Here is a 15,674-nt window from a genome sequence, read left to right on the forward strand (position 1 = left end):
ACAACGAACCGGCTTATAGCCAGCTTGCGTGCGGCGAGCAACCCCCCAGAAAGCAGGCTGCTACAAAAGATTTTCAGCCTTTGCGGCGGCGGCAGCGCCAGTTCCAGTCGCGCTCGGGGCCAACGTCGATATGAACCGATTCGGTGTGGCAATAGGTTCCGACGCCGCCGCGGCCTGGCATGGAGCGCACGAATTCGGCGAGTTCCCACTTGCTGACGCCGGGGATCTGCACGTCGACGGCGGCGCAATACATGTGCAGCGAATTCTTGGCGCCGCGCGCGCGCCGGTTATGCGCAGGGCTGCGATAGCCCGACGTGATGACCATCTTCTTGCCGTAGTGGCGCTCGACGGTTTTCAGCGCCCGGACCAGCGACGGCTTCAGGCACGCCACGTCGACGCGGTCGGTCTGCTTCAGGAGCCCGTTGGGGGCGAGCCGCGCCAGGCCGGCGGCGGAAGCCAGAACCGGCCCGCCATCCTCATCCTCGTGCAGGTCGACGTCACTGTCGTCGTCTATGCCGGATTTGCGTTTGATTTCGAACAGAGCGGTCTGGCGGACGCCGGGCAGAGCGTTGTCGTTGCCGAGGGAGGCCATCCTTACCGGCTTCTCGGCCGCTTTCGCCGACGCGAGCGTGACGATCGGCTTCGTCTCGCCTGATTCGGTCTCGACGATCGGCTTCGACTCTTGCCTCTGCTTGATAGGCGAGGGCGCAGCAGACGCCGGAGAGGTGCCGAAGAAGGCCGACAGGAAGCTCTTTTTCTTGGGAGCGATCGGCTGCGGGGCGGGCATTTCGCCTGCCGTCACATAGACGGCATTCTCAGCAGCCGGTTTTTCGGCAGTCGGGGCGGCAGAAGCCTCCGCCGGCTTTGCTTCGTCAGCGGCCTGGGCCGGCTTCGGAGTTGGTAGCGCTGCTGAAGCCGTTGCCGGCGCCGCGGCTGAATCATCGGCGGCGGCGGCTTCGGCTTGCTCCGGCTTGGCAGTCTCGGCCGCCGCCGCAGGCTGGGCTGCGGGAGCAGGCGAGAAGAGGGCCGACAGCAGGCCCTTTTTCCTAGGGGGCTGTGCCGCCGGCATTGCGCTCTCAGTCGCATTTCTTTCGGCAGCTTCACCTGAAGCGGCGACTTCTGCCGGCTTCGCATCGGCCTCGGCGGCCGCTTCGGCTTGCGGGGGCTTCGCGGTTTCAGCCACCGTGGCCGGCACGGCTGCCGGCGTGGCGCCAGCTTCCGCAGTTGCCGTGGCGGCGGTTTCGCCGGCGGACTTCAACGCCGGAACGGAACCAACCTGCGTGGGCAATGGGGTATCGCTTTCGGCGTTCATCACCGGCTGCGGCGCGACGTCGACGCCGGCAGACTGCAGGTCGCCCGATGAAACGCCGCCTGCCGTATCGGTCGCATTGTAGCCGGGCATGCCGATTTCGAGATTGGGATCGGTGGACGAAGTGCAGGACGCCAGCAGGACGGATGTCAGCACGGCCGCAATGGCGCGGCCATTCCGTTTCGCCAAGCGCGAGCACGCCGCTCTCAAACCGGATTCCCTCCCCAAATATTCGCGCCGATACGTTTTGTTGTCCGGCAATCAAAAATCAAAAAACGCAACCATGTAACGAATCTGTAAAGCAGTTCGCTATTGTCCGGCTACGGCCCGAATAAGGCAACACCAAGGTTGCAGGAACACCATTTCGCCCGCTTTTACGCGTGCGTCAACTCACAGGTGGTTTCGGCGGTTCATACACGTACCTTGACGTATGTTCCCGGTGCGTCCCCGAGCACCTTGGTCCGCTCTCCCGGAATTCTTGCGGCGACGCGCGTTGCGTCCTTTTCCTCGATCCATTTCTGCCAGTGCGTCCACCAGGAACCCGGGTTTTCCTTGGCTTTGGCGATCCAATCCTCGAAATCCCCGACTGGCTTTCCGCCAGTCCAGTGCTGGTATTTGCCCGCCGCGGGCGGGTTGACGACGCCGGCAATATGGCCGGAACCCGCCATCACATATTCCACGTCGCCGCCGAAATACTTGCAACCCAGAAAGACAGAGCGCGCCGGCGCGATATGGTCCTCGCGCGAGGCTAGGTTGTAGACCGGGATCTTGATGTCGCCGAGCGACAGGCGGTGGCCGGCCAGTTCCATCTTCCCCTGCACCAGATTGTTGTCGAGATAGCAGTTGCGCAGATAGAAGGAGTGATTCGCGGCCGCCATGCGGGTCGAATCCGCATTCCAGTAGAGCAGGTCGAACGGCATCGGATCCTTGCCGCGCATGTAATTGTTGACGACATAGGGCCAGATCAGGTCGCCCGAGCGCAGCATGTTGAATGCCGTCGCCATCTTGGTGCCTTCGAGATAGCCTTTCTCGCCCATCGCCCGCTCGACGGCCGCGACCTGGTCTTCGTCGACGAATACCTTCAGATCGCCGGCATAGGTGAAATCGACCTGCGTGGTGAAGAAGGTTGCCGATTTGATACGGTGGTCGCCTTCCTGGGCGAGCAGCGACAGAGCCGCCGCCAGAAGCGTGCCGCCGACGCAATAGCCGACAGCATTGACTTCCCTTTCGCCGGTCGCTCGCTCGATCGTGTCGAGGCCGTATTGCAGGCCCTCGCGAATATAGGCTTCCCAGCCCTTCATGCCGTGGCGCTCGTCCGGATTGATCCAGGAAATGACGAACACGGTGTGGCCCTGCTCGACAGCCCAGCGGATGAAGGATTTCTGCGGGTTCAAATCGAGAATGTAGTATTTGTTGATCCATGGCGGGCAGATCAGCAGCGGCCGCTTCAGCACCTTCTTGGTCGAGGCGGCGTACTGGATGATCTCGGCGACGTCGCTGCGCCCCACAACCTTGCCCGGCGTCACCGCCAAATTCTTGCCGATCTCGAAGGGCGAATAGTCGGCCTGCCTGAGCTTCAGATCGCCCTTGCCGGCCGCGATGTCCTCGGCCAGCATCTTCATGCCGCGCACCAGGTTCTCGCCATTGCTGGCGACCGTCTCGCGAAACAGCTCCGGGTTCGTCAGGATGAAGTTCGAGGGCGAGATCGCGTTGGAAACCTGCTTCACATAGAAGCTAGCCTTGTGGCGCGTGTGCTCGTCCAGCCCGTCCGCATGCTCGACCAGGTCGCCGGCCCAGCGCGAGGTCACCAGATAGGCCTGCTTTAGAAAATCGAAGAAGGCGTTGCGGCCCCATTCCGGATCCTGGAAGCGCTTGTCGCCGCGTTCAAGCTTCACTTTATCTTCAACCTGCTCGCCGGCGACCCGCTGGATGGCATTCGACCAGACGTCCAGATAGCCCGAAAACAACCGCGTCTGCGCCTCAAGGGCCCGTGACGGATCGGAGAGCCAGTATTCGGTGAGCTTGGAGAATGTCTTGACCATGTCGGCCATCGGCTCGGCGACGCTGTCGCGCACCTGGCCCTTTTCGCGTGGCTCCGCCCAGGCGGCGGCAGCCTTGCCGGCCTGCTCGATCATGCGAGCAATGTTCAGCGCGAAGCGTTCCGGGTCCTTGACCAGGTATTGCTCGACCGACGAAGCACCGTCGGCGTCTGTCTTGCCCGAATCGGGTGTATTCGACATGGTTCGCGCTGTTCTCCCAAGCGTGTTATTGACACAATATCATGACACGGCGAATAGGGTCTAAATAGCGACTGCCGTGGTTTATTGGAGCCCGCCAGGGGAAAAATATGACGCAGCGGAAGAACTTTTTGGATTTACGGTGGCGCCTCGCGGCCGCCATTGCGGCCATCTGCCTCGCACCGGGCTGCGCCACGTCGACTACCGGGGACGCTGCGCCTACGGCGGCCATGCCGGCCGCGCAGGCACCCGCGATCGCTGCCGCCGAAACAACGCCGTCCGTTGTCTCGGAGGTTCAGTTGTCGTCGGGCGCGCCGAGGAACACCGGCACCTTCCCCAATCTCAACATCCCGCCGCAAGCGGCGGCCAAGCAGATCAGCGCGCAGCAAAAAGCCGCGAGACTGGCGGAACTCAGGGCCGCGCGGACGGGCCAGACAGCGCCTCCCGGCAGCGCCGGCACCAGCGCCTCGAAGGCCAGATTGAAGAAGCTCGCTTCCTCCCACGCCACCGAGGCGCTCAAGGAAATCGAGAACAACTGACGCACTCGACCGTCAATTCGATTGGGTATATATCGCGGCGCGACAAAGCCCTCCTGTTCCTGGGACTGACATGGAAGAATTTCACAAGGTTCGCCGGCTTCCGCCTTACGTCTTCGAACAGGTCAACAGGCTGAAGGCCAGCGCCCGCTCGCGCGGCGCCGACATCATCGACCTCGGCATGGGCAATCCCGATCTACCGACGCCGAAATCCATCGTCGACAAGCTCTGCGAAGTGGTGCGCGATCCGCGCACCCACCGCTATTCGTCGTCGCGCGGCATTCCCGGCCTGCGCCGGGCGCAGGCCAACTACTACGCCCGTCGTTTCGGTGTGAAGCTCGATCCGGAAACGCAGGTCGTCGCTACTTTGGGCTCCAAGGAAGGCTTCGCCAATATGGCGCAGGCCATCACCGCGCCCGGCGACGTCATCTTGTGCCCGAACCCGACCTATCCAATCCACGCCTTCGGCTTCATCATGTCGGGCGGCGTCATCCGCTCGCTGCAGGCCGAGCCCGACGCAGGCTTCATCCCGGCGCTGGAGCGCGGGGTGCGCCATTCGATCCCCAAGCCGCTGGCGCTGATCCTCAACTATCCGTCCAATCCGACGGCGCATGTCGCGACGCTCGACTTCTACAAGGACGTGGTCGCCTACGCGAAGAAGAACGACATCATCATCCTGTCCGATCTCGCCTATTCCGAGATATATTTCGACGGCGATCCGCCCCCGTCGGTGCTGCAGGTTCCAGGCGCGATCGACATCACGGTGGAATTCACCTCGATGTCGAAGACCTTTTCCATGCCCGGCTGGCGCATGGGTTTCGCGGTCGGCAACGAGCGCCTGATCGCGGCGCTGACGCGGGTCAAATCCTACCTCGATTACGGCGCCTTTACGCCCATACAGGTTGCGGCGACCGCCGCGCTCAACGGCGACGGCGCCGACATCGCCGAAGTGCGCGACATCTATCACAGGCGCCGCGATGTGATGGTCGATTCCTTCGGGCGGGCCGGCTGGGCAATACCGGCGCCGGCCGCTTCCATGTTCGCATGGGCGCCGATACCCGAGCCGTTCAGGCATTTGGGCTCGCTCGAATTCTCAAAACTCCTGATCGAGCATGCCGATGTCGCGGTAGCGCCCGGCGTCGGCTTTGGAGAGCACGGCGACGACTATGTTCGCATCGCGCTGGTGGAAAACGAGCATCGCATTCGCCAGGCGGCCCGCAACATAAAGCGCTTTTTCACGTCGTCGGCCAAGCAACCCAACAATGTGGTTCCGCTCGCCGCTCGCCGTTGAGCAATCAATTTTCAGAAGTCTGAGGGACATTGCCGCACATGGCCGAAGCTTTGCGTATTGGAATTGCCGGCCTCGGCACGGTCGGCGCGTCGGTGGCGCGTGTGCTCTCGGAAAAGGCCGCCGAGCTGACCCGGCAATGCGGCCGTGAAATCGTGGTGGCCGCTGTCTCGGCGCGCGACAGGACCCGCGACCGCGGCGTGGATCTCGGCAGTGCGAAATGGTTCGATGATCCAGCCGAGCTGGCAAGAAACGCCGACATTGACGTATTTGTCGAACTGATCGGCGGCGAAGACGGAGCTGCCCGCGCCTGCGTGAAGGCCGCGCTCGAAGCTGGCCGCCATGTCGTCACCGCCAACAAGGCGCTGCTTGCCAAGCACGGCGTCTCGCTCGCCGAAATCGCCGAGAAGAGGGGCGTCCTCCTCAACTACGAGGCTGCGGTCGCCGGCGGCATACCGGTCATCAAGACCATGCGCGAGGCCATGGCCGGCAACAGCGTTTCGCGCGTGTTCGGCATTCTCAACGGCACCTGCAACTACATCCTCACCCGCATGGAGGCGGAAGGGCTGTCCTTCGACGAGTGCCTCAAAGACGCGCAGCGCCTCGGCTACGCCGAAGCCGACCCGACCTTCGACATTGAGGGCCACGACACCGCGCACAAGCTGGCGATCCTGACCAGCCTGGCCTTCGGCTGCAAAATCTCCGCCGACGACATCTATATGGAAGGCATTTCCAACATCAGTCAGGCCGACATCCGCGCGGCCGGCGAGCTCGGCTATCGCATAAAACTGCTGGGCGTCGCCCAAGCCACCGAGAGCGGCATCGAACAGCGCGTCCACCCGACCATGGTTCCGACAGCCAGCGTCATCGCGCAGGTGCACGGCGTCACCAACGCCGTCGCCATCGAGACCGATATTTTGGGCGAACTCCTGCTTTCGGGACCGGGGGCAGGGGGCAACGCGACGGCGTCGGCCGTCGTCGGCGACATCGCCGATATCGCCAAGAGCCGCCCCGGCTTTCAGCACGGGCCGGTTTTCGGCCGGCCGGCCAGGGAACTGATGCCGTACAAGCGCGCGCGCATGCGGTCGCATGAGGGCGGCTATTTCATCCGGCTCACCGTGCACGACCGGGTCGGGGTCTTCGCTGCCGTGGCCAAGCGCATGGCAGATAACGAGATCTCGCTGGAATCGATCGTCCAGCATGCCGCCGAGTCCGAGGCAGAAACAACAAAGACCGTCATCCTCGTCACGCACGAGACCACCGAGGCCGCGGTGCGCAAGGCGGTGGACGGCATCACCAAGGACGGCCATCTGACCGACAAGCCCCAGGTCATCCGCATCGAGCGCGCCGGCTGAACGGCCGCGGCAGTTCTTCAATCGATTGATGTCTGGTCGCGGCCGAATTACCCGTCCGACGGGTCTTGCTGTTGTCACAGCGCTTTGACAAGAAGGGCGCGCCCGGTTCCGGGCCGTTCAATTCCACAGGGACATTCACATGGCGAAAAATAGCGTCGTCGCCGGCCTTGACCGGATCCTCACCATGGAACTCGTTCGCGTTACCGAGCGGGCGGCTGTCGCCGCCGCCAGGCTGCGCGGCCGCGGCGACGAGAAGGCGGCCGATCAGGTAGCGGTCGATGCGATGCGCGCCGAACTGAACCGCCTCGACATCAAGGGAACCGTGGTGATCGGCGAGGGTGAGCGCGACGAGGCGCCGATGCTCTATATCGGCGAGGAGGTCGGCTCCGGCGACGGCCCCGAGGTCGATATCGCGCTCGACCCGCTGGAAGGTACGACGATCTGCGCCAAGAACCTGCCCAACGCGCTGGCCGTCATCGCCATCGCCGAGAAGGGCAGCCTGCTTTTCGCGCCCGACGTCTATATGGAAAAGATCGCCATCGGCCCCGGCTATCCGGACGGCGTCATCAACATCGACGCTTCGCCCTTCGAGAATATCCGCAACCTCGCCGACGCCAAGCGCGTGCCGATTTCGGAGATCACCGCCTGCATCCTCGACCGGCCACGCCACGCCAAGCTGATCGAGGCGGTGCGCAACACCGGCGCGGCGATCCGTCTCATCGGCGACGGCGATGTCGCAGGCGTCATCCACACGACCGATCCGGACGAAACCGGCATCGACATCTATCTCGGCACCGGCGGCGCGCCTGAAGGCGTGCTGGCCGCGGCTGCACTGCGCTGCACCGGCGGCCAGATGCAGGGCAGGCTGCTGCTCGACGCGCCTGACAAGGTGGCGCGCGCGGCAAAGATGGGCATCACCGATCCGAACAAGGTCTATCGCATCGAGGAAATGGCGCGCGGCGACGTGCTGTTCGCCGCGACCGGCGTCACCGACGGCAACATGCTTGCCGGCGTGAAGTTCGGCCGCAATTCCATTACTACCGACACGATCGTGCTGCGCTCCTCGTCGCGGACCGTGCGGGAAATCAAGGCAAGACACCAGGATCTGGAAAAATTCTGAGCCGGGTCGGTTCTCCCACGCCCGCGCGGCGCTGCTGCGCTTTCGAGGCGGATGGCTTATCCTGCGCCAATGGATAATTCTCCGAATCGAGGGCTAGCTATTGAGAAACGCCATTTTCTGGGCGTCAGGCGGTCCGTCACCGGGCTTGCCTGGGAGCACCGCCTGAACGAGCGCCAGGAGATGGCGGCGCTCGCCATGGCGCAGGGACATGGCGTGCCGGACATCGTCGCCCGTGTTCTTGCCGGGCGGGGCGTCGGCGTCGACGAGGTGGCGACCTTCCTCGATCCGACCATCAAGCAATTGCTGCCCGATCCGGCCAAGCTGACCGACATGGATGCCGCGGCGGGCCGCATCGCCGACGCCGTGCTGCGTCGCGAGAAGGTGGCGATCTTCGGCGACTACGATGTCGACGGGGCCGCGTCTTCCGCGCTTCTGAAGCGGTTTCTGACACATTATGGCGTCGAAGCCGAAATCTATATTCCCGACAGGATTTTCGAAGGTTACGGCCCCAATCCTGAAGCGATGCGCGAACTCGTTTCGCGCGGCGCCAGGCTGATCGTCACCGTCGATTGCGGCACCAACAGCGCGGCCTCGATCGACGCGGCGCGGCAGGCGGGAGCCGATGTCGTGGTGCTGGATCACCATCAGGTTGGCGGACCGCTGCCCGCTGGCGTTCCGGTGGTCAATCCCAATCGCGAGGACGATCTTTCGGGGCAGGGCCATCTTTGCGCCGCAGGCGTGGTCTTCCTGACGCTGGTCCAGACGGCGAGGGTGCTTCGCGCAGCGCTGCCGGATGCGCCGCAGCCGGATCTCCTGTCGCTTCTGGATTTGGTCGCGCTCGGGACGGTTTGCGACGTGGTGCCGCTGACCGGCGTCAACAGGGCCTTCGTGGTCAAGGGGCTGCTCGCCGTCCGCCAGCAGAAGAATGCCGGGATTTCGGCGCTGGCGCGCGTCTCGCGCATCGGCGAGCCGATCAACACGTTCCATCTCGCCTTCCTGATCGGGCCGCGCATCAATGCCGGCGGGCGCATCGGCGACGCCGCACTCGGTAGCCGGCTGCTCGCCACTGACGATCCGGTCGAGGCCGGCAAGATCGCCGAAACGCTCGACCGCCTGAATCAGGAGCGCCAGGCGATGGAGCAGGACATGCTGGCGGAGGCGCGCGCCGAGGCCGACGCCGAACTCGCTGGCGGGGCAGGGCCGGCGGTCATCGTCACCGCCAGCCAGAAGTCGCATCCCGGCATAGTCGGCCTCATTGCCTCTCGGCTGAAGGAACACGCGCGCCGTCCCGCCTTCGCCATCGCTTTCAACGCGAACGGCGTCGGAACCGGCTCCGGCCGGTCGGTTTCCGGCTTCGACCTCGGCAAACTGGTGCGCGAGGCGGCAGAACGCGGCCTGATCGTCAAGGGCGGCGGCCACGCAATGGCGGCCGGCATCACCGTTCAGCGCGAAAAACTGGGGGAATTGCGGGCGTTTTTCGAAGCGCGCGCTTCGGCCGACGTATTCCGCCTGCAGGATGAAGAAAGCCTCGGCATCGACGCCGCGCTTGCCGCGGATGGCGCGACGCCCTCGCTGCTCGAGGCGCTGGAGCGCGCGGGGCCGTTCGGAGCAGGGCACCTGCCGCCGGTTTTCGTGCTGCCGCGCCACCGCGTCGCCGATGTGCGCTTCGTCGGCGCCAATCACATCCGCGCAGATTTGCAGTCGGATGCCGGCGGACGTGTCCAGGCGATCGCGTTCCGCGCGGTGGATACGCCGCTCGGCGACTTCCTGATCAAGAGCAGGGGGGCGTACATCCATGTCGCCGGTTCGCTGTCGGCGAATTACTGGAACGGCAACAAGACCGTCCAGTTTCGCCTGATAGATGCGGCGGTAGCTTAAGCCAATACCGTCTGCAGGCGGGTCAGATCGGCCATCTGCCCCATGGTCGCCTCGTAGCCGAGCCGTATCGCTTCGTCGGCGCGATGGAATTCGGTGAGGCCGATATGGCCGAGCTTCGGCTGCACCGAAAGATCCGGCGGATCGCCGGCGAGCCGCGCCCGCGAAATGCGGTCCTGAATGATGTTGAAAGCTTCGACCATGACGCCGGTGATGCCGATGCGAGCCTCGCGCGTGTCGGCATTGTACCGCCCGGGGGCCGGCGCGTCCTGTTCCACGGTCAGTTCGCCGGCGCTATGCTTGATGACGGCGGCGCGGCCGAACAGATCGTAATGCAGGTTCACGGCCACGACCAGCCGCTGCTCGTAGGCGCGGCAGACGGACACGGGCACGGGGTTGACCAGCGCGCCATCGACCAGCACGCGCTTGTTCACCAGGACCGGCTCGAATACGCCGGGCAGGGCGTAGGAAGCGCGCATCGCCGTGATCAGCGAGCCGTCCGACAGCCAGATTTCATGGCCGGTGCGGATTTCGGCGGCGACGCAGACGAACGGCTTCGCCAGATCGGCGAAGGTCGTGCCGTTCATGTGTTCTTGCATGCGGGCGTTGAGCTTCATGCCGCCGAACAGACCGCTGCCGCCAATATGCAGGTCGAGCAGCCCGAACAGCCGGCGCTTGGTCAGGCTGCGGGCAAATTCTTCCAGTTCGTCGAGCTTGCCGGCCAGATAGCAGCCGCCGACAAGCGCGCCGATCGAGGTGCCGGCGATCATGTCGATCTGGATGCCGGCTTCGTCGAGCGCGCGCAGCACGCCGATATGGGCCCAACCGCGCGCCGCGCCGCCGCCAAGCGCCAAAGAAATTCCCGATCTTGGAAGCTGCGTTTCGATTGCGCCGCCGGATGATGAGGGGCCGTTCGCTTCCCGCACGTCAGCCCTGTTACGCAAGGACGCCCATTCGAGCATCAAATATCTCCTTGTCCCCGGTCAATTCTACCCGGGGTCAGTATCGAAAGAATGAATCTGTGTGACTTTCAAGACCGAAACGGTTCACTCTGCATTACGATATGTTTTCTTCGCGTCGAACAATGGCTTGCTGCCGTCGTCGCGAAGCACCGCGATGCCGTCCTCAAGTCCCACCGTCCGATAAAAGCAAGAACGCCGGCCAGTGTGACAGGTTGCGTCGTGGCCCAACACATTTACGCGTAGCCATACTGCATCCTGATCGCAATCGGTGCGCAGTTCAGTGACGTACTGCACATTCCCGGATGTTTCGCCTTTTTTCCAGATTTTGCCGCGCGAGCGCGACCAGTAATGCGCGATTCCGGTTTCGAGAGTCAGCGCCAACGCCTCGGCGTTCATGTGCGCGACCATCAAAAGCATGCCGTCGCGCGCGTCCGTGACGACGGCGGTCACCAGACCGCCGGCGTCGAAGCGCGGCGCAAAAGCCCCGCCTTCCTCGAGCGTCTTCTTGTCCGTCGGGGGATCTGGAAATTCGACTGCCGACACCGGGGCTCCTTGCGAGCGGCTCAAGCCGAGAGGCCGTTCCGCAACATCGTCACGAAACGAACCTGCTCTTCGGGGCTGTCCTTGAAGACGCCGGTGAAGGTTGAGGTCAGCGTGGTCGATCCTTGCTTGCGAATGCCGCGCATGGCCATGCACATATGCTCGGCCTCGATCATGACGGCTACGCCGCGCGGGTTGAGCACATCCTGGATGACCGCGGCGATCTGCGCTGTCATCGCCTCCTGCGTCTGCAGGCGATGCGCGAATATATCGACGACGCGGGCGATCTTGGAGAGGCCGACGACCTTGTTGTCAGGCAGATAACCGACATGCGCGCGGCCGATGATCGGCACCATGTGGTGCTCGCAGTGCGAGTGGAAGTTTATGTCCTTGACGATGACCATGTCGTCATAGCCGGCAACCTCCTCGAAGGTCCGGCCGAGTTCTTCGGCCGGACACATGTCGTAGCCGTTGAACATTTCGCGAAACGCCTTGGCGACCCGCTTTGGGGTGTCCTTGAGGCCCTCGCGGTCCGGGTTATCACCGGTCCAGCGCAGCAGCGTCAGCACTGCGGCCTCGGCTTCGGCCTGGGTCGGCCGGTGCGTGACCGGCTTTTCCATATATTCCGAGCGAGGCATGATTTTCTTGATTACGGCGTCCATGAAAGGCGTCTCCCGTAGTTCCCCTCTCAGGAGGAACGAGTTGAACGGACCACTTCCTTTCGCGGGCCGCTCAAGGCCCGAAAGCGGGGTGGAATGCGCCGGCAGGCTTAGTCGCCAAGTGGCTGCCTTGCTGTCGCCGGGGCACGAGCATTATATAAGGGCTTGCGCCGGGATTGAAAGACGCGGACGCGCTACGGGCTGTTCTCGAAACGGCGACGGATTGGAACAAAATGATCGACGACGTCTATAATGCGAAAATTCTGGCTTTTGCCGGAAATATCGCGCGGATCGGCCGGCTCGACCGTCCCGACGCCAGCGCGACGGCGCATTCCAAGCTCTGCGGCTCGACCGTCACCGTCGATATCAACATGCGGGACGGCGTCGTCACCGATTTCGCACACGACGTGAAGGCCTGCGCGCTGGGCCAGGCTTCATCCTCGATCATGGCCGCGAACGTCATAGGCGCGACGACCGAGGAACTGCGCGCGGTGCGCGAAATCATGCGGAAAATGCTCAAGGAAAATGGCAGCCCGCCCGCAGGCCGCTTTGCCGACCTGAAATATCTCGAGCCGGTGCGCGACTACAAGGCCCGCCACGCCTCCACCATGCTGACATTCGACGCCGTGGTCGACGCAATCGGGCAGGTCGAACGCAAGCTGGCCGAGGCGGCGGCCTGAACGGAGGAAGACGTGCGTCCTTCGGAAGCACTGGCCAAACACCGCGATGAGGTCCTGCGGATCATTGCACGCTACCCGGTGAGCAATCCGCGCGTCTTCGGCTCGACGGCGAGGGGCGAGGACACCGAGGATAGCGATCTGGATCTTTTGGTGGATCCGGAATTCGGCGTGACGACTTTCATTGACCTCGCCAATCTGGAAATCAAGCTCGAAGCGTTGCTCGGCATCCCGGTCGATGTGCGCACACCCGGCGAATTCAGTGTCCGCGCCTCGGCGCGGCTGGCTGCAGATGTACGGAGCATCTGATGGCGGGAAGGGCCGGAAGGTCGGTTGACGACTTGCTTTGGCACATCGTCGAGTGGGGGGAGCGGCTTGAAAAGGTAGTCGGCAAGATTTCCTGGCTGGAGTTTTCCGAAAGCGAATTGCACCGTCTAGCGGCCTCGAAATGCATTGAGGCAATCGGGGAAGCCGCGGGCAACTTGCGCAAGCTCCACCCTGACTTTGCCTCCAAGCACCCGGAATTGGCTTTCGAACAAGCTTATCGAACGCGCAATCGCCTTTCCCATGGATATGACACTATAGACTGGACCGTGGTCTGGACGACCGCCAGGCGCTATGTTCCCGAGTTGGTGGGCCACGCGCGCGGTCTGATTGCACAAAACGATGGCGAATAGCACCCGCAACTGGCCCGGCCCGTGGCGAAAAACGCCAGGCCGCGTTCTCGGCACGTCGCTTGTCCGGCTGTACCAGCTGACGCTTTCCGGCTTTGTCGGCAATTCGTGCCGCCATCTTCCGACCTGCTCGGAATATGCGCATGAGGCGATTGCCCGTCATGGCCTATGGGCCGGCGGCTGGATGGGTCTGTTCCGCGTCGTCCGCTGCGGGCCGGGCGGCACGCACGGCATCGACCGCGTGCCGGAAAGCTTGGCCGATCGCTATCGCTGGTTTGCGCCGTGGCGCTACTGGCGCATCGGTAAACCGCACCGCCATTGAGCTTTCTCGGCGCTGCAATCTTTACGCCGAAAAAAACTCCCACTAGAACACCGCTCGCCGGTCGGATCCGGCAATCACCACCCGCGCTCGTTTGCGGGACTGGATAGATGGAGAACTGCCTTGCCGAATTCCGTTTCCCTGACATTTCCCGATGGCTCCGTTCGCGAATACGACGCGGCGATGACCGGGGCTGCCCTTGCCGAATCCATTTCCAAGTCGCTGGCGAAGAAAGCGGTCGCCTATGCCGTCGACGGCGTGATCCGCGATCTGTCCGACCCGCTGGAGCGTTCCGGCAAAATCGAGATCGTCACCCGCGACGACCCGCGCGCCCTGGAATTGATCCGCCATGACACAGCGCACGTGCTGGCCGAAGCCGTACAGGAATTGTGGCCGGGTACGCAGGTGACGATCGGCCCGGTGATCGAGAACGGATTCTACTACGATTTCGCTCGCAATGAGCCGTTCACGCCGGAGGATTTTCCCGCCATCGAAAAGAAGATGCGCGAGATTATCGGCCGCAACAGGCCTTTCACCAAGGAAGTCTGGCCGCGCGAAAAGGCGAGACAGATCTTTCGTGATAAGGGCGAGGCCTACAAGGTGGAGCTGATCGACGCGATCCCTGAGGACCAGGATCTCAAAATCTACTTCCAGGGCGACTGGTTCGACCTCTGCCGCGGTCCGCACATGGCCTCGACCGGCCAGATCGGCAACGCCTTCAAGCTGATGAAGGTCGCCGGCGCCTACTGGCGCGGCGATTCCAACAACCCGATGCTGACGCGCATCTACGGCACGGCATGGGCCGACCAGGCGCAGCTCGACACCTACCTGACCATGCTGGAGGAGGCGGAAAAGCGCGACCACCGCAAGCTCGGCCGCGAGATGGACCTGTTCCATTTCCAGGAGGAGGGGCCGGGCGTCGTCTTCTGGCATTCCAAGGGCTGGAAGATGTTCCAGAACCTCGTCTCCTATATGCGCCGCCGGCTTGCCGACGACTATGAGGAGGTGAACGCGCCGCAGGTGCTCGATCATTCCCTCTGGGAGACTTCCGGCCACTGGGGCTGGTATAAGGAAAACATGTTCGCCGTGCGCACGGCCGACGAGGAGGCCGAGGACCAGCGCGTCTTCGCGCTGAAGCCGATGAACTGCCCCGGCCACGTCCAGATCTTCAAGCACGGCCTGAAGTCATATCGCGAACTGCCGATCCGGCTTGCCGAATTCGGCGCGGTGCATCGCTATGAGCCGTCCGGCGCGCTGCATGGGCTGATGCGGGTGCGCGGCTTCACCCAGGACGACGCTCACATCTTCTGCACTGAAGAGCAGCTCGCGGCCGAGTGCCTGAAGATCAACGATCTCATTCTCTCGACCTATGCGGATTTCGGTTTCAACGAGATAACCGTCCGCTTCGCCACGCGGCCTGAAAAGAAGGTCGGCTCGGACGCGCTTTGGGACCATGCCGAAGGGATAATGAGCGGCGTTCTGAAGGAGATCCAGCAGTCCGACAGTCGCATCCGGACGGAGATAAATCCGGGCGACGGCGCCTTTTACGGCCCGAAGTTCGACTACTCGCTGAAGGACGCGATCGGCCGCGAATGGCAGTGCGGCACCACGCAGGTCGACTTCAACCTGCCGGCGCGCTTCGGGGCGTTCTATATCGGCAGCGATTCGGAAAAGAAGCAGCCTGTCATGGTCCACCGCGCCATATGCGGTTCCATGGAGCGTTTTCTCGGCATCCTGATCGAGAATTATGCCGGGCATTTCCCGCTCTGGTTTGCGCCGCTGCAGGTGGTCGTGGCGACGATCACCTCAGACGCCGACGACTACGCCACCTCCGTCGTGAAGCGCCTGAAGCAAGCCGGGCTTTCGGCCGAGGCCGACCTGCGCAACGAGAAGATCAACTACAAGGTCCGGGAGCACTCGCTGGCCAAGGTTCCGGTCATTCTCGTCTGCGGCAAGCGCGAGGCTGAGGAAAACACCGTCAACATCCGACGGCTCGGCTCACGCGACCAGCAGTCGCTGTCGCTTGACGAGGCCGTTGCGAGCCTCGCCGAGGAAGCCGTCCCGCCCGACCTCAGGCGCAAGGAGCTTGCCTGATCAGGCCACAAGCAGTTGATTTCATGAGA

Annotated in this window: 15 protein-coding genes; 10 read left to right on the top strand and 5 right to left on the bottom strand. The window is 63.4% G+C overall.

Annotated features, from left to right (window positions below):
* Positions 1-73: 73 nt before the first annotated feature.
* Positions 74-1,498, bottom strand: coding sequence for a YcbK family protein (locus ABVK50_RS12505; RefSeq protein WP_353641257.1), 1,425 nt, complete (start codon positions 1,496-1,498; stop codon positions 74-76).
* Between the two features lie 221 nt (positions 1,499-1,719).
* Positions 1,720-3,549 carry a class I poly(R)-hydroxyalkanoic acid synthase gene (gene phaC, locus ABVK50_RS12510; RefSeq protein ID WP_353641256.1) on the bottom strand — a complete coding sequence of 610 codons (1,830 nt, stop codon included), beginning with the start codon at positions 3,547-3,549 and terminating at the stop codon, positions 1,720-1,722.
* Positions 3,550-3,656: 107 nt separating this feature from the next.
* On the opposite strand from phaC, the gene ABVK50_RS12515 reads away from it, so the two are divergent.
* The 5 genes from ABVK50_RS12515 (at position 3,657) to recJ (ending at position 9,723) form a co-directional block, all read left to right on the top strand.
* Positions 3,657-4,085 (top strand): hypothetical protein, encoded by a 429-nt coding sequence (locus ABVK50_RS12515; RefSeq protein ID WP_353641255.1) that lies wholly within the window; start codon positions 3,657-3,659, stop codon positions 4,083-4,085.
* Positions 4,086-4,155: 70 nt separating this feature from the next.
* Positions 4,156-5,373, top strand: a complete 1,218-nt coding sequence (locus tag ABVK50_RS12520) for an LL-diaminopimelate aminotransferase (RefSeq protein WP_353641254.1) — start codon at positions 4,156-4,158, stop codon at positions 5,371-5,373.
* 38 nt (positions 5,374-5,411) lie between these two features.
* A complete protein-coding gene (locus tag ABVK50_RS12525) occupies positions 5,412-6,725 on the top strand; it encodes a homoserine dehydrogenase (protein WP_353641253.1) in 1,314 nt (437 codons plus the stop codon).
* A gap of 139 nt (positions 6,726-6,864) precedes the next feature.
* Positions 6,865-7,845, top strand: coding sequence for a class II fructose-bisphosphatase (glpX, locus tag ABVK50_RS12530; RefSeq protein WP_353641252.1), 981 nt, complete (start codon positions 6,865-6,867; stop codon positions 7,843-7,845).
* A 69-nt stretch (positions 7,846-7,914) separates the two neighbouring features.
* Positions 7,915-9,723: a single-stranded-DNA-specific exonuclease RecJ gene (gene recJ / locus ABVK50_RS12535; RefSeq protein WP_353641251.1), complete on the top strand. Its 1,809-nt coding sequence runs from the start codon at positions 7,915-7,917 to the stop codon at positions 9,721-9,723.
* Here recJ and ABVK50_RS12540 read toward each other — a convergent pair.
* From ABVK50_RS12540 to folE, 3 genes are all read right to left on the bottom strand, one after another.
* Positions 9,720-10,682 (bottom strand): patatin family protein, encoded by a 963-nt coding sequence (locus ABVK50_RS12540; RefSeq protein ID WP_353641250.1) that lies wholly within the window; start codon positions 10,680-10,682, stop codon positions 9,720-9,722. The genes recJ and ABVK50_RS12540 overlap by 4 nt on opposite strands.
* 84 nt (positions 10,683-10,766) lie before the next feature.
* Complete coding sequence (hisI, locus tag ABVK50_RS12545; protein WP_353641249.1) at positions 10,767-11,225, bottom strand: phosphoribosyl-AMP cyclohydrolase; 459 nt, start codon at positions 11,223-11,225, stop codon at positions 10,767-10,769.
* Positions 11,226-11,245: 20 nt separating this feature from the next.
* Positions 11,246-11,884, bottom strand: a complete 639-nt coding sequence (folE, locus tag ABVK50_RS12550; protein ID WP_353641248.1) for a GTP cyclohydrolase I FolE — start codon at positions 11,882-11,884, stop codon at positions 11,246-11,248.
* Positions 11,885-12,114: 230 nt separating this feature from the next.
* On the opposite strand from folE, the gene ABVK50_RS12555 reads away from it, so the two are divergent.
* From ABVK50_RS12555 to thrS, 5 genes are all read left to right on the top strand, one after another.
* The gene (locus ABVK50_RS12555) at positions 12,115-12,561 is read left to right on the top strand and encodes an iron-sulfur cluster assembly scaffold protein (RefSeq protein WP_353641247.1); all 447 of its coding nucleotides are present in this window, start codon (positions 12,115-12,117) and stop codon (positions 12,559-12,561) included.
* Between the two features lie 12 nt (positions 12,562-12,573).
* Positions 12,574-12,867, top strand: coding sequence for a nucleotidyltransferase domain-containing protein (locus ABVK50_RS12560; protein ID WP_353641246.1), 294 nt, complete (start codon positions 12,574-12,576; stop codon positions 12,865-12,867).
* Positions 12,867-13,235, top strand: coding sequence for a HepT-like ribonuclease domain-containing protein (locus tag ABVK50_RS12565; protein ID WP_353641245.1), 369 nt, complete (start codon positions 12,867-12,869; stop codon positions 13,233-13,235). Before ABVK50_RS12560 ends, ABVK50_RS12565 begins: the two co-directional genes overlap by 1 nt.
* Positions 13,225-13,554, top strand: coding sequence for a membrane protein insertion efficiency factor YidD (gene yidD / locus ABVK50_RS12570; RefSeq protein WP_353641244.1), 330 nt, complete (start codon positions 13,225-13,227; stop codon positions 13,552-13,554). Before ABVK50_RS12565 ends, yidD begins: the two co-directional genes overlap by 11 nt.
* Before the next feature lie 120 nt (positions 13,555-13,674).
* Positions 13,675-15,645 carry a threonine--tRNA ligase gene (thrS, locus tag ABVK50_RS12575; protein ID WP_353641243.1) on the top strand — a complete coding sequence of 657 codons (1,971 nt, stop codon included), beginning with the start codon at positions 13,675-13,677 and terminating at the stop codon, positions 15,643-15,645.
* The last annotated feature ends 29 nt before the right edge of the window (positions 15,646-15,674 follow it).

Source organism: Mesorhizobium sp. WSM2240 (assembly GCF_040438645.1).
Lineage (GTDB): Bacteria > Pseudomonadota > Alphaproteobacteria > Rhizobiales > Rhizobiaceae > Allomesorhizobium.

Excerpts from the sequence above, each read along its gene's own strand:
- ABVK50_RS12515 (WP_353641255.1), top strand. The coding sequence starts at position 3,657 with ATGACGCAGCGGAAGAACTTTTTGGATTTACGGTGGCGCCTCGCGGCC.
- glpX (WP_353641252.1), top strand. The coding sequence starts at position 6,865 with ATGGCGAAAAATAGCGTCGTCGCCGGCCTTGACCGGATCCTCACCATG.
- ABVK50_RS12520 (WP_353641254.1), top strand. The coding sequence starts at position 4,156 with ATGGAAGAATTTCACAAGGTTCGCCGGCTTCCGCCTTACGTCTTCGAA.
- ABVK50_RS12525 (WP_353641253.1), top strand. The coding sequence starts at position 5,412 with ATGGCCGAAGCTTTGCGTATTGGAATTGCCGGCCTCGGCACGGTCGGC.
- folE (WP_353641248.1), bottom strand. The coding sequence starts at position 11,884 with ATGGACGCCGTAATCAAGAAAATCATGCCTCGCTCGGAATATATGGAA.
- recJ (WP_353641251.1), top strand. The coding sequence starts at position 7,915 with ATGGATAATTCTCCGAATCGAGGGCTAGCTATTGAGAAACGCCATTTT.
- ABVK50_RS12540 (WP_353641250.1), bottom strand. The coding sequence starts at position 10,682 with ATGCTCGAATGGGCGTCCTTGCGTAACAGGGCTGACGTGCGGGAAGCG.
- ABVK50_RS12555 (WP_353641247.1), top strand. The coding sequence starts at position 12,115 with ATGATCGACGACGTCTATAATGCGAAAATTCTGGCTTTTGCCGGAAAT.
- phaC (WP_353641256.1), bottom strand. The coding sequence starts at position 3,549 with ATGTCGAATACACCCGATTCGGGCAAGACAGACGCCGACGGTGCTTCG.
- yidD (WP_353641244.1), top strand. The coding sequence starts at position 13,225 with ATGGCGAATAGCACCCGCAACTGGCCCGGCCCGTGGCGAAAAACGCCA.
- ABVK50_RS12565 (WP_353641245.1), top strand. The coding sequence starts at position 12,867 with ATGGCGGGAAGGGCCGGAAGGTCGGTTGACGACTTGCTTTGGCACATC.